The 20176-nt window shown below is 68.1% G+C and carries 20 protein-coding genes; 5 read left to right on the top strand and 15 right to left on the bottom strand.

The window, feature by feature from the left end:
* Nucleotides 1–26 precede the first annotated feature (26 nt).
* On the bottom strand, nt 27–1694 hold the full coding sequence (locus tag IE066_RS03535; protein ID WP_189446977.1) for a hypothetical protein: 1668 nt from the start codon (nt 1692–1694) through the stop codon (nt 27–29).
* A gap of 16 nt (nt 1695–1710) precedes the next feature.
* The gene (locus IE066_RS03530) at nt 1711–2307 is read right to left on the bottom strand and encodes an NfuA family Fe-S biogenesis protein (protein WP_189446976.1); all 597 of its coding nucleotides are present in this window, start codon (nt 2305–2307) and stop codon (nt 1711–1713) included.
* A 118-nt stretch (nt 2308–2425) separates the two neighbouring features.
* Between IE066_RS03530 and IE066_RS03525 the strand changes: the two genes are divergently transcribed.
* Nucleotides 2426–2761 carry a 4a-hydroxytetrahydrobiopterin dehydratase gene (locus IE066_RS03525; RefSeq protein ID WP_189446975.1) on the top strand — a complete coding sequence of 112 codons (336 nt, stop codon included), beginning with the start codon at nt 2426–2428 and terminating at the stop codon, nt 2759–2761.
* A 4-nt stretch (nt 2762–2765) separates the two neighbouring features.
* On the top strand, nt 2766–3185 hold the full coding sequence (locus tag IE066_RS03520) for an energy transducer TonB (RefSeq protein WP_189446974.1): 420 nt from the start codon (nt 2766–2768) through the stop codon (nt 3183–3185).
* A 24-nt stretch (nt 3186–3209) separates the two neighbouring features.
* Here the strand turns inward: IE066_RS03520 and IE066_RS03515 are convergent, their stop codons facing one another.
* Nucleotides 3210–4160 (bottom strand): RluA family pseudouridine synthase, encoded by a 951-nt coding sequence (locus IE066_RS03515; protein WP_189446973.1) that lies wholly within the window; start codon nt 4158–4160, stop codon nt 3210–3212.
* A gap of 429 nt (nt 4161–4589) precedes the next feature.
* Here IE066_RS03515 and IE066_RS03510 point away from each other — a divergent pair, with 429 nt between their 5' ends.
* Nucleotides 4590–7847, top strand: coding sequence for an Rne/Rng family ribonuclease (locus tag IE066_RS03510; protein WP_268244870.1), 3258 nt, complete (start codon nt 4590–4592; stop codon nt 7845–7847).
* Between the two features lie 73 nt (nt 7848–7920).
* Here the strand turns inward: IE066_RS03510 and IE066_RS03505 are convergent, their stop codons facing one another.
* From IE066_RS03505 to IE066_RS03490, 4 genes are all read right to left on the bottom strand, one after another.
* Nucleotides 7921–8580 carry a response regulator gene (locus IE066_RS03505; protein WP_189446971.1) on the bottom strand — a complete coding sequence of 220 codons (660 nt, stop codon included), beginning with the start codon at nt 8578–8580 and terminating at the stop codon, nt 7921–7923.
* Between the two features lie 77 nt (nt 8581–8657).
* The gene (locus tag IE066_RS03500) at nt 8658–9578 is read right to left on the bottom strand and encodes a DUF4097 family beta strand repeat-containing protein (RefSeq protein ID WP_189446970.1); all 921 of its coding nucleotides are present in this window, start codon (nt 9576–9578) and stop codon (nt 8658–8660) included.
* Nucleotides 9579–9590: 12 nt separating this feature from the next.
* Nucleotides 9591–10076: a hypothetical protein gene (locus IE066_RS03495; protein WP_189446969.1), complete on the bottom strand. Its 486-nt coding sequence runs from the start codon at nt 10074–10076 to the stop codon at nt 9591–9593.
* The gene (locus IE066_RS03490) at nt 10073–10681 is read right to left on the bottom strand and encodes an RNA polymerase sigma factor (protein WP_425488890.1); all 609 of its coding nucleotides are present in this window, start codon (nt 10679–10681) and stop codon (nt 10073–10075) included. Before IE066_RS03490 ends, IE066_RS03495 begins: the two co-directional genes overlap by 4 nt.
* Nucleotides 10682–10766: 85 nt before the next feature.
* On the opposite strand from IE066_RS03490, the gene IE066_RS03485 reads away from it, so the two are divergent.
* A complete protein-coding gene (locus IE066_RS03485; protein ID WP_189446968.1) occupies nt 10767–12494 on the top strand; it encodes a putative bifunctional diguanylate cyclase/phosphodiesterase in 1728 nt (575 codons plus the stop codon).
* Nucleotides 12495–13308: 814 nt separating this feature from the next.
* Here IE066_RS03485 and IE066_RS03480 read toward each other — a convergent pair.
* Together IE066_RS03480 and IE066_RS03475 are read right to left on the bottom strand one after the other, a co-directional pair.
* A complete protein-coding gene (locus tag IE066_RS03480; protein ID WP_189446967.1) occupies nt 13309–14049 on the bottom strand; it encodes a hypothetical protein in 741 nt (246 codons plus the stop codon).
* Nucleotides 14050–14195: 146 nt separating this feature from the next.
* On the bottom strand, nt 14196–14417 hold the full coding sequence (locus IE066_RS03475) for a hypothetical protein (protein ID WP_189446966.1): 222 nt from the start codon (nt 14415–14417) through the stop codon (nt 14196–14198).
* 181 nt (nt 14418–14598) lie between these two features.
* Here IE066_RS03475 and IE066_RS03470 point away from each other — a divergent pair, with 181 nt between their 5' ends.
* The gene (locus IE066_RS03470; RefSeq protein ID WP_189446965.1) at nt 14599–15216 is read left to right on the top strand and encodes a hypothetical protein; all 618 of its coding nucleotides are present in this window, start codon (nt 14599–14601) and stop codon (nt 15214–15216) included.
* Nucleotides 15217–15337: 121 nt separating this feature from the next.
* Here the strand turns inward: IE066_RS03470 and IE066_RS03465 are convergent, their stop codons facing one another.
* From IE066_RS03465 to IE066_RS03440, 6 genes are all read right to left on the bottom strand, one after another.
* Nucleotides 15338–15928 carry a hypothetical protein gene (locus tag IE066_RS03465; protein WP_189446964.1) on the bottom strand — a complete coding sequence of 197 codons (591 nt, stop codon included), beginning with the start codon at nt 15926–15928 and terminating at the stop codon, nt 15338–15340.
* Nucleotides 15929–16333: 405 nt separating this feature from the next.
* Nucleotides 16334–16516 carry a hypothetical protein gene (locus IE066_RS03460; RefSeq protein WP_189446963.1) on the bottom strand — a complete coding sequence of 61 codons (183 nt, stop codon included), beginning with the start codon at nt 16514–16516 and terminating at the stop codon, nt 16334–16336.
* On the bottom strand, nt 16516–17748 hold the full coding sequence (locus tag IE066_RS03455; protein ID WP_189446962.1) for a phage major capsid protein: 1233 nt from the start codon (nt 17746–17748) through the stop codon (nt 16516–16518). The genes IE066_RS03460 and IE066_RS03455 overlap by 1 nt, the downstream gene beginning before the upstream one ends.
* Nucleotides 17749–17821: 73 nt before the next feature.
* Complete coding sequence (locus IE066_RS03450; protein ID WP_189446961.1) at nt 17822–18094, bottom strand: hypothetical protein; 273 nt, start codon at nt 18092–18094, stop codon at nt 17822–17824.
* Nucleotides 18095–18659: 565 nt separating this feature from the next.
* Entirely contained in the window at nt 18660–19637 is a 978-nt protein-coding gene (locus IE066_RS03445; protein ID WP_189446960.1) for an AAA family ATPase, read from the bottom strand.
* A gap of 222 nt (nt 19638–19859) precedes the next feature.
* Nucleotides 19860–20066 (bottom strand): DNA-binding protein, encoded by a 207-nt coding sequence (locus IE066_RS03440; RefSeq protein ID WP_189446959.1) that lies wholly within the window; start codon nt 20064–20066, stop codon nt 19860–19862.
* Between the last annotated feature and the right edge of the window lie 110 nt (nt 20067–20176).

The raw sequence follows: 20176 nt of genomic DNA, 5'->3' as shown, positions 1-20176 counted from the left end.
TCGTCCGACGCGCTGCGGCGAGCGCTTCAGTCGCCCGCATCGGTCGTGGGCGCGGCGCCGGGCGGCACGCCAGTCTTCGGCGGCGCGAACAAGCCGGGCAACGGCGGCGAAGCCGGCGGCTTGCCGTTCTTGTCCCAGGTCGCGCCGTTGCCTTCCTGCAACTCCGGCTTGAACGGGACGTCCGGCGGCGGGCGCGCAGTGGCGGGCTGGTCGTTGAGGTTCGGATCGCTGACGCCGCAACCGCCGCCCAGCTGCAGGATCGAGATCACGCAGATGATTCGCTTGTTGGTGCCGGGGATCGGAATGCCGACCTGCTTGACGCCGCGATCGACCCACTCGTCGAGCATCGTCTGGTTCGGCCGCCAGAAACGGTCCCAGCGCGTGGGCTCGTAGGGATACGGCTTGCGACGCAGCCATGTACCGGCGCGGTCGATGTCCTTGATCTCCTGCGTGATCATCCCCGGCGGATGGCCGGCCGACGCCGATCCCGGCCCATCGGCTAGACGCGGGCGCCCGTCGCCGTCGAAAACACTGTTGCCGGGCCGGTCGCGCGTGGATTCGCCCCAGTCGTCCGCGCGTCGCGGCGTGGCCCAGGAACCCGGCGCCGGCTTCGCCGCCGGCCCCGTGCCTACGCCGGCACTCGGCCGCGCCGTCGCAGGGCCGGCATTCGTCGCCGCACGGGAAGGCGTGCGCGCGGGTGTCGCAGTATTAGCCGGCGCGGGCGAAGCCGATGGCACGGCTGCCGCCCTTGCAGGCACTTCGCGCGCCTGCAGTTCGACCGACTGCGCCGTCGTGCGCGGCGCGTCGACGCGCGCATCGACGCGTGCATCCATGCGCGGTGCCGTCGGAACCTGCGCGACCTCGCGCTCCACGAGCGTAGGCGAGGCAGCAGGCACGGCAGGCACGTCGACGCGCGGCAGCGTCGTCGCGATGCGCGGCGCGTCAGCACGCTGGGGGATCTCCACCACCTGCAGCTCGGGCACGTCGGCGCGCACCGTTTCCACCCGCGGCGACGGCAGCGTCGTCGGTGGGACGGTGAACACCGGCGGCTCCGGCGACACCGGCGTGGTCGTCACCAATGGCTGCGGTGCCGTCGCAGCTGCCTCCGCCTGGGTAGCGGATTCGGTCGGCTCCGCCGACTGGGTGGCGACCGATGCGGGGTTGGCCTGCACGGGTTGCTGCTCCGCGCCCGTGGCGCCCGCCGCTGCGGCCGGCGATTCGGTCGCCTCCGTCGCGGCAGGCGATGGCGCGGGTCCGCCCCCTTCCTCGGCCGGCGTGCCTTCGCCGAGGTACTCGACCTGGATGATTTCTTCCTCGACAGGCGTCGGCGGTATCACGCGCAGCGCGGTGACGACGAGCAGCAGAACGACGATGAGCACGTGCCAGCCGAACGACACGCCGCCGGCGGTCCAGCGCCACCATCGCTCGTCGCGGGAGGCGGGCTGCCAGTTCTGACGCCACAGCGTTGCGAACGCCTGCCAGCGGTTGAGCGTTCCCGCGCGCGCCGGCGGCAGGCCGGGTTCGCGCGCGGCGAGCTGCGCGACCACGTCCGCGGCCGGCGCGCCGGTAACGCGCGCCCTGCCCGCGCCGCGGTCGAGCCAGGCCAGCCAGCTTTCGCGTGCGGCCTGGCGCAGTCGCGCCGTCGGCGCGGCGCGGGAGTTGAGTGCTTCGATGATGTCGGCGGCGGTATTCACTGCCGGCGCCGGTCGGTCAGGCCGCCGAATCGCGCGGGATGTACGGCGCCGCGCCGCTCGCGTGGTCCGTCGCGTCGCGCACGGCGGTCACGCCCGGCGCCTTCTCGATCAGCGTGCGCTCGATGCCCTGTTTCAGCGTCACGTCGGCCATGCCGCAGCCGTGGCAGCCGCCGCCGAAGCGCAGGTAGACGACGCCCTCGGCATCGACCGATTCCAGCGTGACGTGACCCCGATGCGAGGCGAGCTGCGGATTGACCTCGTTGTCGATCACGTAGCGCACGCGCTCGACCAGGCCCGCGCTCTCGGACGGCGCCTGGCCCTTGATGCGCGGCGCGCGGATCTGCAGCTGGCCGCCGGTCGCCCGGGTCTCGTAATCGATGCTCGCGCCTTCAAGGAAGGCCACGCTCGCGGCTTCGAGCCACAGCGTGAACCCATCGCAGTCGATGGCCCATTCGTCGCCGGCGAGGTCGGCCGGCTCGGCGAACTCGAGGCGCACGTCCGCGCGGGGCGTGCCCGCGTGGACGGCGGACAGGCGCACACCGAGGCCCTGGATTCCCTCGCGTTCGATCAGGCGACGGAAATGGGTCTGCGCGGATTCGGAAATATCGATCATCCGGCTATTCTAGCCACGCGTCCTGCCGCTTCATTGCGCCGCCTTCACGCGGTCGCGCCCGGCGGACGGCCCCGATTCATGCGCCGCGCCTTGCCCGCCGCGCCTTCCGGAGATCGCCATGTCCTCGAGCCTCGCCCAGAGCCGCTGCATTCCGCGCCGTGGCGCCGAACACCGTATCGATCCCGCCCGCGCCGGCGAGCTGATGCGCGAGCTGCCCGAGTGGTCGATCGTCGAGGACGGTCAGGCCATCACACGCACGTTCCGCTTTCCGGACTATTACCGGACGATGGCTTTCGTGAACGCGCTCGCGTACATCGCCCATGAGCAGGATCACCACCCCGACCTCGGCGTGCATTACGACCGCTGCATGGTGCGCTACTCGACGCACGACGTCGGCGGCCTGTCCGAGAACGACTTCATCTGCGCGGCCAAGGCCGACGTGCTGCTGGGCTGACGCCGTGCGCCCGTTCGTTGCCGCCCTCGCCGCCGTCGCGCTGGCCGCCTGTAGCGGCGGCAACACGCCTCCGCCCGTCGCCGTGGGCGCGTCATCGCCACCGAGCGCCGTGCAGACGCCGCCCCCCGCCTACCCCGAAGCGCTCGCCTGCAACGGCGTCGGCGGTACCGTGCAACTGCGGATCCGCATCGAGACGGACGGACGCATCGGCGACGTGCAGGTGCAGAACAGCAGCGGAAACGCCGAGCTCGACGCGGCCGCGCAGGCCGCCGTGCGCGATTGGACGTTCAATCCCGCCAGGCAGGCGGGCAAGCCGGTGGCCCAATGGATCGCGGTGCCGATGACCTTCCACGTCCCGCAACCGCGCCCGGATCGCTGCTTCGCGCTGGACGAGCAGCAGGCGAACGCCTTGCAGCCGGAATAATCGACGCCAAGCGGAACGCCCGGCCTATTTCAGGCGATCGAGCACCTCGACCAGCTCGGGTGCGAGCGGCGCAGTGAGCAGATAAGGCGCGCGACCGCCGTCGAGCGCGAACTCCAGCGTCGAGGCGTGCAGGAACAAGCGCTTCAACCCGACCTGCTCGCGCAGGCGCCGGTTGACCTCGGCGTCGCCGTACTTGTCGTCGCCCGCGACCGGATGACCGATGTGCGCCGAATGCACGCGGATCTGGTGCGTGCGACCGGTCTCGATGCGCACTTCCGAATAGGAATGCCCACCGCGGCGCTCGAGCACCCGGATATGGCTCAGCGACGGCTTGCCGGCGGCATTGACCTGCACGTGGCGCTCGCCGCCCTGGCGCAGGCCGATGTGCAGCGGCGCGTCGACCGACATCGTCCCGTCCGGCATCCGCCCCACCAGCAGCGCGAGGTAGCGCTTGGCGATGCCGCCCTCCTCGCGCATCAGCGCCTGCAGCTCGGTCAGCGCCGAGCGCTTCTTGGCGACGATCAGCAGGCCGGAGGTGTCGCGGTCGAGGCGATGCACCAGCTCCAGGCTCTGGTTCGGTCGCAGCGCGCGGAGCGACTCGATCGCCCCGTGGCTGATGCCGCTGCCGCCGTGGCTGGCCAGGCCCGAAGGCTTGTTGAGCGCGAGCAGTCGCGCGTCCTCGAAGACGATCGCCGCGTCCAGCGCCGACAGCAGGCCCTTCGGCGGCGGCGCACGCTCGCCCTCGTCGGCCAACCGGACGGGCGGAATGCGCACCTCGTCGCCGGCCTCGAGCTTGCGCTCGGCCTTGGCGCGGCCGCCGTTGACGCGCACCTGCCCCGACCGCACCAGCTTGTAGACCAGCGAGCGCGGCGCGCCCTTGAGCTGGCCGAGCAGGAAGTTGTCCAGGCGCTGGCCTTCGCGGTCTTCCGGAACGCGGACGATTCGGGCGCCGCTAGCGGCCGGCTGGGTGGTCATCTTGGGGTTATCTGTTAAACTCGCGCCGCGAGATAAGGTTTTGATTTCGCTGGAAGATCGTCGCTTTTCCCCCAGCCGGAGGGCTGGTGCGGCCCGGGCCGAAAGCCCTCTTCCGCGATCCGGTGCGCGCCTGACCACGACCCGCGGGGTCGGCCATGTTAGCAGCGCGCCCCGGTCAAGCCGGCCCTCGACCGACGGGTGACGCCGTCGGGCTGAGACAAACGAACCTGCGGCGCCGATGGAAAACCGGACGCAGCCGCGGGCCCCAAGGTTTCACAAAGAGTTTCACGAACAAGCGCTCCCGCGGCCCGCCGTGGTGTGCAGCGCTGGACCAGCGGCCCACCCGCGCGATGCGCGACGGGCCCGACACCAGACGACGCCACGGCGCCGTCGCGCGGATGCGCGCGAGGACGCCACACAATGAAGCGAATGCTCATCAACGCGACGCAGGCGGAAGAACTGCGCGTCGCGATCGTCGATGGACAGACCCTGTACGACATCGACATCGAACAGCCGGCGAAGGAACAGAAGAAGTCGAACATCTACAAGGGCCGGATCACGCGGCTCGAGCCGTCCCTCGAGGCGGCGTTCGTCGAATACGGCGCCGAGCGCCACGGCTTCCTCCCGCTGAAGGAAATCTCCCGCGACTACTTCCAGGCCGGCGTCGACCCGAACAAGGCCGGCCTGAAGGAGCTCCTGCGCGAAGGCCAGGAAGTGGTCGTGCAGGTCGACAAGGAGGAGCGCGGCAACAAGGGCGCGGCCCTCACCACCTTCATCTCGCTGGCCGGCCGCTACATGGTGCTGATGCCGAACTCGCCGACGGCGGGTGGCGTGTCGCGTCGCATCGAGGGCGATGACCGCGCCGAGCTCAAGAAGGCGATGGACTCGCTGAACATCCCCGACGACATGGGGGTGATCATCCGCACCGCCGGCGTCGGCCGCGACGCCGAAGAGCTGCAGTGGGACCTCGACTACCTGCTGCAGATCTGGCGCGCCGTCTGCGAGGCCGCGCTGGCCAAGCCCGCGCCGTTCCTGATCTACCAGGAATCGCGCCTGATCATCCGCGCCCTGCGCGACTACATGCGCCCGGACATCGGCGAGGTACTGGTCGATACGCCGGAGATGTACGCGGAGGCCAAGGACTTCGTGCAGCAGGTGATGCCGCACAACGTGCGCAAGCTCAAGCACTACACGGACGATGTCCCGCTGTTTAACCGCTACCAGATCGAGTCGCAGATCGAGAACGCCTACGAGCGCACGGTGAAGCTGCCGTCCGGCGGCGCGCTGGTGATCGACCAGACCGAGGCGCTGACCGCGATCGACGTCAACTCCGCGCGCGCCACCAAGGGTGGCGACATCGAGGAGACGGCGTTCAACACCAATCTCGAAGCAGCCGAGGAAGTCGCGCGCCAGATGCGCCTTCGCGACCTTGGTGGCCTGGTGGTCATCGACTTCATCGACATGTCGTCCTCCAAGCACCAGCGCGAGGTCGAGAACCGGCTGTCCAACGCACTGCGCCACGACCGCGCGCGCGTGCAGATCGGCCGCATCTCGCGCTTCGGCCTGCTGGAGCTGTCGCGCCAGCGCCTGCGCCCGAGCCTGGGCGAGTCGAGCCAGATCGTCTGCCCGCGCTGCGAGGGCCACGGCCGCATGCGCAGCGTCGAGTCGCTGTCGCTGTCGGTGCTGCGTCTCGCGGAAGAACACGCGATGAAGGACAACACCGGCCAGGTGCTGGTGCAGGCGCCGGTCGAGATCGCGAACTTCCTGCTCAACGAGAAGCGCCGCGCGCTGGCCGAGATCGAGCAGCGCCATGACGCGCCGATCGTGATCGTCGCCGACGACCAGCTGGAGACGCCGCACTTCGAAGTGACGCGCATCCGCGAGAACGAGCTCGGCGAGGAAACGAGCAGGCCGAGCTACCAGCGCGGCACGCCGCGCAAGCTGGCGACGCACGCACTGACCAAGGCGCACCTCAACATCCCGCCGCCGCCGGCCGTCACCAACGTCAAGCCGGCGACGCCCGCGCCGCTGCGCGAGCCGAAGGAGCCGACGCCTGCGCCCGTCGCCACCGCCCCGGCACCCAAGCCCGCGCCGACGCCGGCTCCGACCCATTCGGTCGGCCTGGTCGAGCGCATCATGCGTTTCTTCCGTGGCCAGACCCCGGTCGCGCCGCCGCCGGCGCCTGCGCCGAGCCAGCGCGACGCGCGTGGCGAGCACGGCCGTCGCGATCGCAACGATCGTCGTGGCCGCAACGAGCAGCGTCGCGAGGAGCGCGGCCAGAACGGTCGCGGCCAGCCGCAGGCGCAGCAGCCGGCCAAACAACCGCAGCAGCCGGGCGGCCGCAATGCCCAGCACCCGGGCAAGAAGGGCACGCCCGCCAACGAGCGCGGCCCGCAGCCGCCGACGCCGCAGCCGAAGCCGCAGTCGCAGCCGTCCGCACCGAAGCCGCCCAAGCAGGGCCGCGATGAGAACCGCGAGCCGCGCGAGAAGCAGCCTGGCGTCGCCACCCCGGCGCCGGTGAGCGACGCCAAGACCGCGAAGGCGGCACCGGATGCCGTCAATGCGGCAGCCGTCGCCGTGCTGGTGAACGAAGTCGCGCAGGCGACGAACGAATCGGCCACCGAGACGAAGGTCGCGGCGCCCGACGCCGCCACGGTCGCGTTCGAGCAGGTCGAGACGATCGATGCGGCGAAGGGCGAGAACGGCGCGCGTCGCCGTCGCGGCCGCCGCGGTGGCCGCCGCCGTCGTCGCGGCGCGGAAGGCGCCGAGGGCCTGGAGGGCATCGACTCGCTGGACGCGGCGGACCTGCAGGACGAGGGCGAGGACGAGGAGCTGTCGACGTCCGCCGCACCGGCCACGCCGTCCGCACCGCAGTCGCAGCCCGAGTTCGAGTTCGACGACATCCCGGCACCTGCGGCGCCGGCCGATGCCGGCCGCGAGCCGCGCGCGCCCAAGCCTTTGACGTCGACCGCGCCGGTAGCCGCCGCGGCAGTTGCTGCGACGCTGCCTGAAACCGTGCCGGCGCAGGCCGATAGCGCCCCGCGCGGGGCCACGTCGTCTTCGGGGCAGGCTGCATCGAACGCCGGCGTAGCGGTCGAGGCCGCCTACGCGGCCCCCGCCCCCGCCGCCGCCCCGGCGGCTGCGGCGCCCGCCATCGAGCGCGTCGAGCCCGTCGAGCCGGTAACTCCGGCGCCTATGCAGGCCATCGCCGACGCGCCGACCGCTGCGGCTCCCTCCCCGTCCGACGCCGCCGCGGCCACCGCCGCCGCCACGTCGCGAGACGCCGAGGCGGCGAAGCCGGCACCGACGCCTGGCCCGACGGCGGAGGATGCCCCGAGCGCGCCTTCGATCGAACCTGCGAAGGTCGACGAGGTCGCCAGCGCACCCGCGGACGCGGCCGCCGAAGCCGCCGCGGGGGTGCAGAGCGGTGCCGACGCGACGGTCGAAAACGACACGCTGGCCGACATCGGACCGGGCCAGGTCGATGCCACCGGCGACGTCGCGTCGAAGGCCTTGTCGACCGAGAGCGTCGAAGGCCCGGTGTCCGCCGACGCCCCCGGTGAAGCCGACGAGCTGCCGTCGAGCGACGCCGATGCGGCCGGCTCCACCGGCGTCAACTCGCTTTCGGGTGGCGTCGCCGACGCGCCGATCGCCAACGAGAAGCCTGAAGGCGACGATCGCGCCTGATCGACGTGCCGGAAACGAAAAGGGCCGCAGCGATGCGGCCCTTTTTCTTTGTGCGGATGTCCGCGCTATGCGGTCAGGCCATCACGCTCGTCGACGGATTCCCGAGACCGTACTGCGCGACCAGCCGCGCCAACCCGACCGTGTCGCTGATCGACAGCCCGAGCTTCTCGAACATGCGGCTCTTGTGCGTGTTCACCGTTTTGGGGCTGAGGCTGAGGCGACGCGCGATTTCCTGCTGCTGCATGCCCTGCACGAGCAGAAGGGCGATCTCGATCTCGCGCGGCGAGCATTCGTCAAACGGCGACCCGCCACCGCCGATGCCCGCGAGCGCGAGGTTCTGCGCGACCGAAGACGCGAGATAGCGACGCCCGCGCGCCACGTCGCGGATCGCACGCAGCAGCTCGTTCGCATCGCCCGCCTTGCCGACGTAGCCGGAGGCGCCTGCCTCGATCAGGCGCTTGGGCAGCGGCCCGTCCTCCATCACCGAGACCACGATGACGCGTGCACCGTAGTCGCCGCGCACGATGCGCTCGGTGACTTCGAGGCCGCTGAGGCCCGGAAGGTGCAGGTCGCAGAGAACGACGTCGGGCTTGAGCGCCCGGATCTGCGGCAGCGCCTGCTCACCGCTGTCGGCCTCGCCGACCACATCGATATCGGTTTCCTTCGACAGGATCATGCGCACGCCGGTGCGCACGATGGCATGGTCGTCGACCATGAAAACGCGGATGGACATCCTTTCCCCCCGACTTCGAGTTTTTCCCCGGGGAAAAGGCTACTGATGGCCGGTCGCCGGCGCAACCGGCCGGCCGGTCACTCCAGGCGCACGTCGGCGTCGCCCGAGAACGTTTCGATCGACACGTCCGCGCTGCCGCTGCCGTAGCGCTGGCGGAAGTTGGAACCGGGGCCGTGCTCGGGGCGCTCGACCCTCGCACCGGGCGCGCGCAGCGTGCCGCTGAAGGATTCGCCACGGATCTCCGCCGACACCGTGCGCGGCAGGCGCAGCTGCACGTCGCCGCTGACGGTTTCCAGCTTGACCCTCGCCTGCGGCGCGAGCGCCGTGCGCACGTCCAGATCGCCGCTCACGCTGTTGCCTTCGAAGCGCTCGATCGCGGTGTCGAGCACGTTGACCGCGACGTCGCCCGACACCGATTCGACGCTGACCTCGCGCCCCAGGCGCCCGCTCAGGCGAATCGTGCCGCTCACGCTCTCGATGTTGACGTTCGCGCGATTGACGGTCACCTCGACGTCGCCGCTCACGCTGTCGATGTCGACGTTGTCCGCCGCGCCGGCAATCGTGGTGCGTCCGCTCACGTTGTCGACACTGAGCTGCGAGGGCGCGACGCCCCAGGCGAGCACGTCGGCCGACACCGCCGAGATGTCGAGGTCGGCGCGGCGCGGCACCATCAGCTTCAGCACCGTGGGTTCGGCCTGCTTGCGGTTGCCGAGGATGCGCAGGCCGCGGCTCTGTGGATAGCGCACGGAGATGCTGAGCTCGCGGCCGTCACCTTCGATCTCCAGTTTCTCGACGCCCTCGCCCAGCATGCCTTCGATCTTCACCTCAGCCCGATCCCAGGCGCGCACCTCGATCGTGCCCTTCATGTTCTCGATCTCGACGCGACCGCGCGGATCGAGTGGGCGTGACTGGTTGATCGGCGTGGCCGCGAAGGCCGGTGCCGCCGCGAAGGCGACGGCGGCCGCGAGCGCGAGCGAGGTGACGTGGACGGTCTTCATGGAACTCTCCGATTAGCTCAGGGCCGCGCGCTGGGACAGCTCGAGGCGGAGTGAATAGGTGCGGCGCAGCTGGTCGAGCAGCAGGCGCGAATTCGGGTCGCGATCGAGCGCGCGGCGGATCTCGCGGGTACTGCGGTCCAGTTCCGCCATCGCTGGCGCGAGGTCCCGCGATGCCGATGCGGTGGGCATGCGACGCAGCGCCGCGTCGTACTCGCGCGCCATGCGTTGCGCTTCCTGCCGTGCGACCGCGTCCGGCGTGCCGACGTAGGACGGCCGGACCAGTACGCCGGCGGTCACCGCCAGCAGCAGGCTCGCCGCCAGCGCGTACCAGTGCGTGCGTCGGGCGACGCGCGGCTTCGGCGGCTCCAGTCGCGCGGCGATGCCGGCCCAGAGGTCGTTCGCGGGCTCGACGTCGCGACGCTGGGCGCGCAGCTGCCAGCGCAGCGCATCGGGCAGCGCGCGATCCTCGTCGAGCGGAAGGTTGCGATCGTCGTTCATGCGGGGTCTCCTAGGCGCTCGCGGAGCAGAGTGCGAGCGCGGTGCAACTGCGCTTTCGAACTGCCGACGGCCATGCCGAGTTCTTCGGCGATCTCCTCGTGCCGCCAGCCCTCGATGTCGTAGAGCACGAGGACAGCGCGGGCGCGCGGCGGCAGGCTGGCCACGGCTTTCTCCAAGTCCATGCGAAGCGCCGTACGGGCACCGGCCGAATCCTGCTGGCCGACGAACTCCAAGCCGTCCTCGTCGCCCTCGTCGTGGCGGCGCACGCGGCGCGCGCGCATGTCCATCAGCGTGGTGTTGACCGCCAGCCGGTGCAGCCAGGTGCCGAACGCGGATTCGTTGCGGAAGTCGCGCAGCGCCTGCCAGGCGCGCACGAAGGTCTCCTGCGTGAGGTCCTCGGCACGCGTGCCCTGCCCGCCGACCAGCCGGCAGATCACGCCATGCACGCGGCCGGCATGGCGCCGGTACAGCGATTCGAACGCCGCCGTGCTGCCGGCGCTGGCAGACGCCACGAGTGCCCGATCCTCGTCGGCGGGCGCGCTGGCGTTCGAAGGAAGATCGAGCACGGCGGTGAGCATACCCTTCGGATGCGCGGCACCGGCCATGGGTTTAAACCGTCCTCACGAAGCTTCCATCCGCCCGGTGCGAGCGTGGGGCCATCGACGCCGTGCACCGTGATGGAGCCCAGGCATGCGTCTCGATCTCGACAACCCCGGCCTGCTCGCCGCGCTACTGGAAAGCATGGCGGACCACGCCGTGATCCTGATGGACCCGGACGGCCACGTGCGGCTCTGGAGCGTGGGCGCCGAGCAACTGCTCGGCCACCCTGCCGGGGGCATGCTCGGCCGGCCGCTATCGACGGTGCTGCCGCCGGAGGATCGCGCCGCCGCGAGCCTGGACGCCGTGCTGCACGCCGCGCTGCGCGACGGTCGCGCGCTCGACATACGCCGCCTCGTGCGTGCCGACGGCACGACGCTATGGGCCGACTGCTCGTTCTCGCCCATTCGCGAACGCGACGGCCGCCTCGCCGGCGTGATCACCGTCTGCCGCGACGCAACCGAGCGCAAACGCGACGAGGAGACCATGCTGCACCTCGCGCGCATCGACCCGCTTACGGGCCTCGCCGCGCGCACCGCGTTCGGCAAGAAGCTGGCCGATTCCATCGCCGCCGCGCTGCGCGTCCGCCGGACCATGGTGCTGCAGGTCGTCAACATTGATCACCTCAAGCGCATCAACGAGCGCTACGGGCGTGCCGTCGGCGACGAGCTGCTGCGAGAGGCCGCCCAGCGCATCGCGCAACTGGTGCGCCCCACCGACCTGCTCGCACGCCTGGGCGACGACGAGTTCGCGCTCCTGCAGCCCGACGTCGACGATGCGACGGCGGGCGGCCGCATGGCGACGGACATCCTCGAGGCGCTCGCGCGCCCCTTCGACATCGAGGGCAGGTCGCTCTCGATCGGTGCGGGCATCGGCATCAGCGTGTTCCCACAGGACTCGGTCGACGCCAAGCAACTGCTGCGCATGGCGGATGTCGCCCTGTACAAGGTCAAGGCCACGCGGCGCAGCGGCTACCACTACTTCACCGAAGACCTCGACCGCATCGCGCATCGACTCGGGAGCGACCGCGCGCAGCTTCGCGAGGCGCTGGAGCGCCGTGCCTTCAGCCTGCACTACCAGCCGCAGATCGATACACGCAGCGGGCGGCCGGTCGGCATGGAGGCGCTGCTGCGCTGCAGCCATCCGCCCCTGGCCGACCATCCGATTCCCGAGATCATCGCGCTCGCCGCACGCACCGGCATGATGCGCGACCTCGGCGTGTGGTGCCTCGGCGAAGCCTGCCGGCAAGCGCGGGCCTGGCGCGACCTCGGCATTCCGCCGCTTCGCATGTGCGTGAACTTCCGTGCCAGCGAACTCAATGACGCGAGCCTGCTCGACCGCGTCGCCGAGATCCTGGCCCGCAACGGCCTGACGTCGGGCGACATCGAGATCGAGATCACCGAGCAACAGCTGGTGGAATACGGCCGGCCCGGTGCGTCGGTCCTGGATGAGCTGCGCGCGATGGGCGCGTCGCTCGCGATCGACGACTTCGGTACCGGGTACTCGTCGCTCGGCTATCTCGCGCAGCTGCCCGTCGACCGCATCAAGCTCGATCGCTCGTTCGTCGAGCGCGTCCCGGACGACCGGCTGAGCTGCACGATCGCCCTCGCCGTGGTGAACCTCGCGCACACGCTGGAACTCGGCATCGTGGCCGAAGGCGTGGAGACCGAGGCACAGGCCCGGTTCCTCGACTCGACGCGCTGCGAGGCGCAGCAGGGCTACTACTTCAGCCGCCCGATGGACGCGGAGTCGATGACGCGCTGGCTGCTGGAGCACGGGCGCTCGCTCGATGCGCGCGAACCGATAGCGCGCCGGCACTGAAGACCGGGAATGGCGGAGAGGGTGGGATTCGAACCCACGGAAGGTTTGACCCTTCGGCGGTTTTCAAGTGCGAATCCCCCAATAATCAGCAACTTACGCCATTAACGCCCCGCAACTAAATCAGTCAGTTACCGCGCTCGCCATTCGTCGGCATTGCTGCCCGTCAACGGCGGCGCTGTCCCAAATTTGTCCCACGCCGACAGGCGGCCGAGTCAAGCCCTGACTGTGTGACGGGCAGGCGGTATGGTGACCGTAGGCCGCTACGGTGGCTTAGACGAACCTTAGCGGGGGAGTCGGGGTGGCTTAGCGGCTGCTCAATGGGGCGGAAGCGATGCAGCTGGCCACCGGAACCTCGTCCTTGCGGACGCTAAAAAGCATGCTGACTTGTTAGGCAAGCCAGCTATTTCGGCCCAGCCAAGCGGAGCGGAACCTTCGAACTCGCGCGAGCTGATCGCGACAGCAGACCGCGACGTCGTAGCAACGCGACGATAAAGAACGCCAGGCATCCCAACGGGTGCTCTGGGCCGGCCTGGAGTGCCCACATGCCGTGAGAACGACATGTTCAAGCTCCAGTTTAAGGTCGAGATAGACCTGCGCCAGCTCGCGAAGCTTCTCGCTTCGCTCTGGCTCTATCTCGCATCCTGAGGTAGTGCGGCGGGGGCGCAGGGCTCCCGCCGTTTATGTGCTCAGCTGGCGGGTCGGCGCCACGGTCAGGATCGCGGAGCAATCGAAGGCGACGCGCAGGTAGTGGCTATGGAACAGGACGTGGCGGGGCAGAAGCACCCGGCTACGCCCAGACCGCGAGGCTAGCTTGCTAGCTACGCTGGAGCGATCGAACTTCGAGCTCCTCAAAGTCCATCGCATTCCTCACGGTGACCGGCAGCAAGCCCATCGCATCGATCGTCAAAACACCATATGCCAAGCGCCGGCGATAGTAGTCGGCGACCGTGCGGTTGCCTGCTTCTACTTCGTACGCATTGCAATAGGCCGCAATCTCGTGAAGGAGGTGGCGGGCATCGTTGACGATCGGCTCCCAAGCCGCCCTCGCCTTGCCGGCCTCTGCAGGGACAGCGACGGTAGCCCAGATCTGGTTTCTGAACTGCTCTGAGTCGATAGCGTCGCCAAGCGTTTGCCAGGTTGAAACCTCGGTTAGCTGGCTGCCGTTGTAGATTACCAATCGACGTACCGGGCGCTCCATTAACCGTCGCCACTCATCCATCGCGCCATCAAGACGCTTCAGCATTTCTCCAAGACGATGTTGCTTACGCAGGAGGTTCAGCTGATCGTCTAACTGCTGCCGCGTCCGATGGGCCTCTGTACGCGTAACTTTGAGCGTAAAGACGACAAGTAGTGCCGTAGCAATGCCCACGGCAGGATTTACTACGCCCCCCAAGAAGTCTCCGAAGAGGCCCCATTGATCTACGTCACCCCACTCTCGCTTACCGAAGCGGATGACATATGCGACTAGAGCGATAACAGCAACTACGTATGACGACCCGGCGATGAAAAGGGCCCGGGTGACGCTGTCGTCGATATCCTTTTGGTCGTCGCTCACGCCAGCCTCGAAGCACTAGAAATTGGCAGCAATCTTAGAGCCCCGCGCGGTTATCGGCGCCTGCCTTCGGGTCTCCCCTGAACCCCGCGCGGGGCAACGTCAGATTGCAGCGTCGGGCTTAGCCGGTCTGTCGGATTTCTCCGAGATCAGCGTCGGACCTGCGCCCAGGCGTACTTGCGCGCCCAGTAGGCCATTTCCTTGAGGCAGGACTCGTAGTCGTCGTGCCAGCTTGGGTAGTCGTCGCCATGGCACCGCAACTGCCAGCGCCCGTCCTTCATTGCGCTCGCGTAGGCGATCCGAGCGCCGCGCAGGCGGCACTCGACCATGTTCTCGGTGCGGCGGTACCGGAGGTCAGGGTGCCGATTCATACCCGGGAGTATCCCGGCTCGCGTCGCAGGGGCTGAGCCCACGCTGCGAATTTATGCCGAGCGAAGGCGGTAGAGCGCCTGAAACAGTGCTGCACTGCGCACGGTTGACGGCACGTGCGCACGTAAAGCAGTCACTTGATCATGAGAAGATCTAGCCAACAGTTTCGACTTGGGGAAGTCGATGGACTTTAGCTTGTGCCCGCTGGAGCCGGCGTGGGGTACGGTCGCCGACTACGTTGCGGCTGCAATTTCACTAGGCCTAGGCCTCGCCGTTTACCAGCTTTCTCGCCGTACCCACCAGGTGTCCGAGCAAGCGGTAGGGCTGTCCGAGCGAGCCGTTGCTTTGCAGCAGGATGGTGAAGCCAAACGCGCCGCTCATGACCGTGGCGAACGGGACTTACTGCTGATTCGCTTCGTGACGGAACTAAGCTATACAGATTTGGCGTTGAAGCGGATCGCTGATGAGCTTTTGCCCGCTCTCAAGAGCAGTTCGCGCCCGGAAGGAGACCCTTGGAAGGAGATCCGGGCCGAGTTCCTACGGATCGGCGTACCGTCACTGGACGCACATTTCGATCGTCTCCACGTGATCGGCAACCCAGACGCGGCAAGATTGGTCCGTCTCGCGGGTTCATGCGCCGCCCTTCAAGAACTCCCTAATGCACTTCGAGAAGTGGACGTAGAGGAGCGCGACAAAAACATTGACACAATGATTCCGGCACTCAGGAATCTCCATCGCGACACGTTGGTGCTAATTGAGCTCTGCAAAGTAGCTCAACGCAATTCGGGTCTAACAAAGTGACATTTTTTCTGTCGCGCAGCGACAGCCGCCACGCGCTGAGACGTAACAATACTCGGCGTTAGATTCGTCGGCGCCTTTTGGGTATTCGTCTACGCGTGGCGGCACTTGCATGCGCTGGACGTTAAATGTTCCCGCGATACGAAAGCTCGACGCGGCCTGGCCAAATCTCTGCGACTAGCAGCCGACCGCCGATAGGCGCATCACTACGAGACCGGATCTCAGCCACCTGCAGTCGAGCGACAGCTTGCATTTCCGCGCCGTCGGTCGGTACCGGCGGATCCTTAACGTTAGGCGCTAGCCGGCAGTGCTGGACCTCGCTGCGTTCGAAGCCCTTCCCACCGGCCGCCAGGTAGAAGCCGACCGCCGCCATCCTGCCGCGCTTGGCCGACCAGCCGACGAGCATCACTTCGCACTCTGAGGCCGCCACAAGGGCAGGCTTTACGTTGGCGCGGAATGCGTCTAGCGCCCATTTCAGACGCGCGCCCATGGACGCCTCCAGCGCGTCGAATGATTCGCCGCCGGGCACCATGTGGACCTGCGCCAGCACCTGGAAGCACAGCACCCGCTCGCCGCGAAAGCCGAGCGCCACGCCGGCGTGGGGCACGATCTCCAGCTTGCTCCACTCGCCCGGCTTTCCAGCCAAGTCCCGGCCGGCCGTGTCGACCGCGAGCAGCGCCCGGTCACCATCCAGGTAAACGTTACAGATGCTCATGGGCTTCCTCACTGTCACCCGGCGCCACGTCGACGTAGCCGCCTTCCGCCGGCCCAATCATGAAGCCCCACTGGAAGCCCGCAGGGTTGAAGCCCGAGGCGACCCAGCCAATTACCCCACCGACAAAGCCACCGATAGTCGAGCCAGAAATGGTCCTTCTCCTTGCATTGGGAGGATGAGACGCCGACGGTTAGTCATGTCGGCCTCCTAGAAAAGATGCCCGGTCACCACTGCTCCTTACGTCACGCTTGGTGATCAAGCGACACGTCCGCTACGCGGCTATGCAACGGCCCGGGCTGCCGTGGTTGTTTTGGAGTAGCCGACACTCACGGCTGGTCGGCTTGGGGTTGGCAGTGACAACCCCGTCGAGGCGCGGACGCTGCCGGCGCACACGCCTCGATGGTTCTAGGTGCCGCTGCCCGAGCCGTCGATCGGCTCGGATTCGGCGCCGGAAGACTCGCTTTCCGGTGGGCCGCTGCTGCGCCATCCGGCGCGCCAGCGCTTGTACGCCTCGAGATACTCCTCATCGGTCTCGAGGGCATGCACCTGCGGGCGGAAGCCCGTCCGGAATGAGTCGAAAGGCTCCATCAGGTCACGTTGCCGAAGTCGCCAGCGATCAGCGCCTCCGGGCGATACACCGCGAGGCCGAGACGCTCCTCGGCGCGGAACATGACCATGTTGCGAGCGAAGAAGTCCTCGTGGTCGAAGCTGATCTCGACGACGGCCTGCTGGCGGTCGCGGATCTCGCCGGCCAGGCGCGAGCCGACCAGGAACTTGTCGACCGTCATGCCCTGCGTGGGGACCACCGGCGTCTGCCACAGGCGCGCGACGTCGGCGTCCGAGAACGGACCGTTGCCGAGGTAGCGACCGTCGCCGTCCTTGAGCATCTGCATCCGCGTCCAGTCCAGCGGATTGACGATGATGAAGTCCGTCTCGTAGCCGGTCTGCGCGAGCTGCGCCATCGCGAGCAGCAGCACGTCGAGCATGGTCTCGGTGCCGGCCGGATCGAACGGCGCGGAGTACGCGGTCGCCTGCGAGAACAGGCCCAGCAGGTTCTGGCCCGTGCCGTCGCCCATCAGCAGTTGCGCCTCTTCCTTCTCCGCGAGCATGTAGCGGAGCTGGTTGTCGACCAGGCTCTGGAACTGCGGCGCGTCGTCGAAGATCTGCTTGGTCGCCGGCAGCAGCGTCGCCAGCGTGCGCACCGGCGCGGTCGCTGCCTCCCACGCCAGCACGCTCTCGGGCTTGAGCGCGCCCTCGGCCACCATCGCGGCGTTGTTCGTGCGCGTCTTCTGCTTGAGGAACTCGAGCATGTTGCTGGTCGTCGAGCTCACCGGCAGCACGTCGCGCACGCGCAGGCGGCGCTGCGGCAGGTTGGAGATGCCGATGCGCTGGCGCTGGACCAGGTCGCCGCCAGAGCCGGTGGCCGAGGTCACCGCGGCCTGCACGTCGAAGCGGGCCTTGCCTGCGCCTTCCTTCACGAAGGCGTTGAAGCGCTCGTTCGCCACGAGGTCATCCGACCAGGCGCGAGGAGCCGGCGCCGAGCCACTACCGCCGCCCTGGTCGATCCTCGCGACAATCTGCTCGATGGTCGCCAGGCGGTTCGCGACTTCGGCGCCACCGCTCGCGGCGATGCGCTGTTCGATCTCCTGGACACGCTGCGTCGTGGCCTTGAACTGCTTTGCCGCCTCGACCATCGCCGGAATCAGCTCCTCGTCGGATGCGCCAGCATGGACATTGTTGGGGCGGCTCAGGCCCGACGCCTCGTAGCGGTCGAACGCGGGGCCGAGATCGATCGCGGGCATACGGTTCTGGTTGCGCATTTGTCGTGTCTCCGATGTTTCGATCACGATGCGCGTCGAGCTGCAGATGCTCAACGCGCTGGTGATACAAAACTCAATGCGCGAGTGACGAAACGCTGCCCGAAGGCGGTTTCGACGGCACAGCGATTACCCATCGCAGCTTCTGGTAGTCGTCGACCGTGCACAGGCCGACGCGCGTACCCGCAGCGTCACACTCCATCGCGATCAGCATTCGATGACCGTTCTCCAACGCTTGGCAGACGCCTTGCGCCATCTCCGGGTGCTGTCGCGTCAGTTCCTGCACCAGCGTCTCGCAAAGCGCGCCCGCAGCGGTCACAAAGGCTCGGGCTTCCGGGTGTTCCGACATTGGGTGTCTCCTCAGACATGGCCGACCTGATCTCGTGCAGGGCGGCGCGGATGATGTTTCGGTTGCGCCAGGCTTTGACTCGGCAGGCGCTGCAGCAGTAGCGACGGGCTCGACCGGTGGCCGGCTGGCCGATCGGATGGCCGCAGACATCGCAGGCGACTCGCTTAGTGGCGCCCATGGCGGGAAAAGAAAATTGTTAGGGTTTGGCACAAAGCGATGGTCGGCGCGGTGTACCCGAAAGCCGCGCCAGACTTAGCTCTCACCCCTCCCGAGGGGGGTCGTCTTTTGAATTGGGGATGCACGTAGAAACCTTCGGCGGCGGTGTCCGTCCGCAAGGGCTGTGAACTCTTCCCCCACCCTGGGCGGGTCGGAAGTCCACGACCGAGACGGCGGAAGCCGCCCGCCAAGTCATTTTTTCGCATCTCCAAAACTGAAAGTCGGACCTGTCCCGCTTGTCCCACGCTGTCCCGGGACACGCTGTCCCGCGAGACACCCAACTGTCCCGTCCCGCTCCCCTGTCTAGAGACAGGGGACGTGGGACAGTGGTCCGAGACGCCGATTCGACTCATGGCTCGACCTCCTCGCCAAGCCGCTTGAGCGCACGCTCGACAGCAGACTTGGACATCTCCAGCTCCTTGCCGATCGCCCGCACGCTGAGCCCCTGCTCGCGCAGCTCACGCACAGCGCCGTCTCGGTCTGCCGGACGCTCGGCCTTTCCACCATTCATCAGCACCAGCGTCGTGGTCTGCGTGTCGGTGCCGGGCACAGTCACGAACACAGGCGACGGCTTGAGCAGGATCGGGTGCGGTGGCTGCCAGTCCTTCGCCTTGGTCTGCTTCAGCTCCAGCGCGTTGGCCCGCGGCTTCATCAGTACCTCGCTGTCGAGCGCGGCATAGAAGCTGCTGGACCCGCGCGCACGGCCTGAGGCGTCGTGTCCCGTGTGATGCACCGCCAGCACCGTGGCGCCCCAGCGGTCTCGCAGCAGGTCCATGCAAGCGATCAGCTCGCCAACGTCCTGGGCGCTGTTCTCGTTCTTCCCGGCCATCGCACGTGCAACGGTGTCGATCACGATCAGGGACGGCTCGATGCCACCGCAGTTGAAGAACAGCTCGTCCGTCAGCTCCTCGATCTCGGCGATGACGTGCACCCCACCAAAGCCGTCCGCGAGCGGCGGCATGGTCGACGCGATGAAAAGCGGCGCGCCCTCGATCGAGACGCCCGTGTGGAACGACCAGCCTTCGATGCGCTTGCGGAGCCCGTTCCTGCCCTCGCCTGCGATGACGAACACCGCACCGCGCTGCACGTCGCACCCATTCCACGGCGTGCCCGTGGCGACCCGGCAGGCCCAATCGATCGCCAGGAAGCTTTTGCACGACCCGGAGGGACCGACGAGGCCAGCGAGCGAGTCCTTTGCGATCCATCCGTCGATCAGCCAGTCGATCGGCTGGATCTGGATGGAGTCGGCCCGGGCGAAACCGACGACGGGCTTCCGCGCCGGCGCAGGGCTGGCGAGGGGCACCACGTTTGCGCGCTCATTCGCCATGCCCCTCCCCTTCGACTAGGAGGCGCTCGCGGTAACGGCGGACGTGCAGGAGTGCGCCCTCGAGGTTCACGGCGAGGCGGTCGCATCGATCGGCGCAGGGACGCTTGTGAAGCTCGTCAAGCTGCGCCGCGAGACTTTCGCCCAGCTCGGGCAGGTAACGGCGCAACTGCTCAGCCGAGGGCTGATAGAGGGCCTGATAGGCGCGCAGAGCATCCGCCCCTGTCACGCGGCACCAGCCTGAGGCTGCTGCGCCTCCAGCCAAGCGTCGAACTTCTCGGGGTCGATATAGACGCGGCGCCCGATCCGCATGACGACGCCGAGCGCTTGCATGCCGTTCGCCGCCGCGTTGAAGATCCACCAGCGAATCGAGGGCTCCGTGAAGCCTCGCTCCGCAGCGAACTGAGAAACCGTCTGTAGCCTGCGTGCCACTGCCTGCTCCTACTGTGTTGGGCGGTATGCCCGTTGCTGTAGGTGCAGGTTGTCCGCTGGAGTATTCGCGTAAGAGGCAGGATTTTCTCCGGCGCCGGAAAAATCCTGCC

Source organism: Cognatilysobacter xinjiangensis (genome assembly GCF_014651995.1).
Classification (GTDB): domain Bacteria; phylum Pseudomonadota; class Gammaproteobacteria; order Xanthomonadales; family Xanthomonadaceae; genus Cognatilysobacter; species Cognatilysobacter xinjiangensis.
The sequence above is the reverse complement of the archived record's forward strand: the minus strand, read 5'-3'. Positions and strand labels throughout refer to the sequence as shown.

Excerpts from the sequence above, each read along its gene's own strand:
- IE066_RS03495 (WP_189446969.1), bottom strand. The coding sequence starts at position 10,076 with ATGAACGACGATCGCAACCTTCCGCTCGACGAGGATCGCGCGCTGCCC.
- IE066_RS03505 (WP_189446971.1), bottom strand. The coding sequence starts at position 8,580 with ATGTCCATCCGCGTTTTCATGGTCGACGACCATGCCATCGTGCGCACC.
- IE066_RS03530 (WP_189446976.1), bottom strand. The coding sequence starts at position 2,307 with ATGATCGATATTTCCGAATCCGCGCAGACCCATTTCCGTCGCCTGATC.
- IE066_RS03525 (WP_189446975.1), top strand. The coding sequence starts at position 2,426 with ATGTCCTCGAGCCTCGCCCAGAGCCGCTGCATTCCGCGCCGTGGCGCC.
- IE066_RS03455 (WP_189446962.1), bottom strand. The coding sequence starts at position 17,748 with ATGCGCAACCAGAACCGTATGCCCGCGATCGATCTCGGCCCCGCGTTC.
- IE066_RS03450 (WP_189446961.1), bottom strand. The coding sequence starts at position 18,094 with ATGTCGGAACACCCGGAAGCCCGAGCCTTTGTGACCGCTGCGGGCGCG.
- IE066_RS03470 (WP_189446965.1), top strand. The coding sequence starts at position 14,599 with ATGGACTTTAGCTTGTGCCCGCTGGAGCCGGCGTGGGGTACGGTCGCC.
- IE066_RS03460 (WP_189446963.1), bottom strand. The coding sequence starts at position 16,516 with ATGGAGCCTTTCGACTCATTCCGGACGGGCTTCCGCCCGCAGGTGCAT.
- IE066_RS03445 (WP_189446960.1), bottom strand. The coding sequence starts at position 19,637 with ATGGCGAATGAGCGCGCAAACGTGGTGCCCCTCGCCAGCCCTGCGCCG.
- IE066_RS03500 (WP_189446970.1), bottom strand. The coding sequence starts at position 9,578 with ATGAAGACCGTCCACGTCACCTCGCTCGCGCTCGCGGCCGCCGTCGCC.
- IE066_RS03490 (WP_425488890.1), bottom strand. The coding sequence starts at position 10,681 with ATGGCCGGTGCCGCGCATCCGAAGGGTATGCTCACCGCCGTGCTCGAT.
- IE066_RS03475 (WP_189446966.1), bottom strand. The coding sequence starts at position 14,417 with ATGAATCGGCACCCTGACCTCCGGTACCGCCGCACCGAGAACATGGTC.
- IE066_RS03465 (WP_189446964.1), bottom strand. The coding sequence starts at position 15,928 with ATGAGCATCTGTAACGTTTACCTGGATGGTGACCGGGCGCTGCTCGCG.
- IE066_RS03510 (WP_268244870.1), top strand. The coding sequence starts at position 4,590 with ATGCTCATCAACGCGACGCAGGCGGAAGAACTGCGCGTCGCGATCGTC.
- IE066_RS03485 (WP_189446968.1), top strand. The coding sequence starts at position 10,767 with ATGCGTCTCGATCTCGACAACCCCGGCCTGCTCGCCGCGCTACTGGAA.
- IE066_RS03515 (WP_189446973.1), bottom strand. The coding sequence starts at position 4,160 with ATGACCACCCAGCCGGCCGCTAGCGGCGCCCGAATCGTCCGCGTTCCG.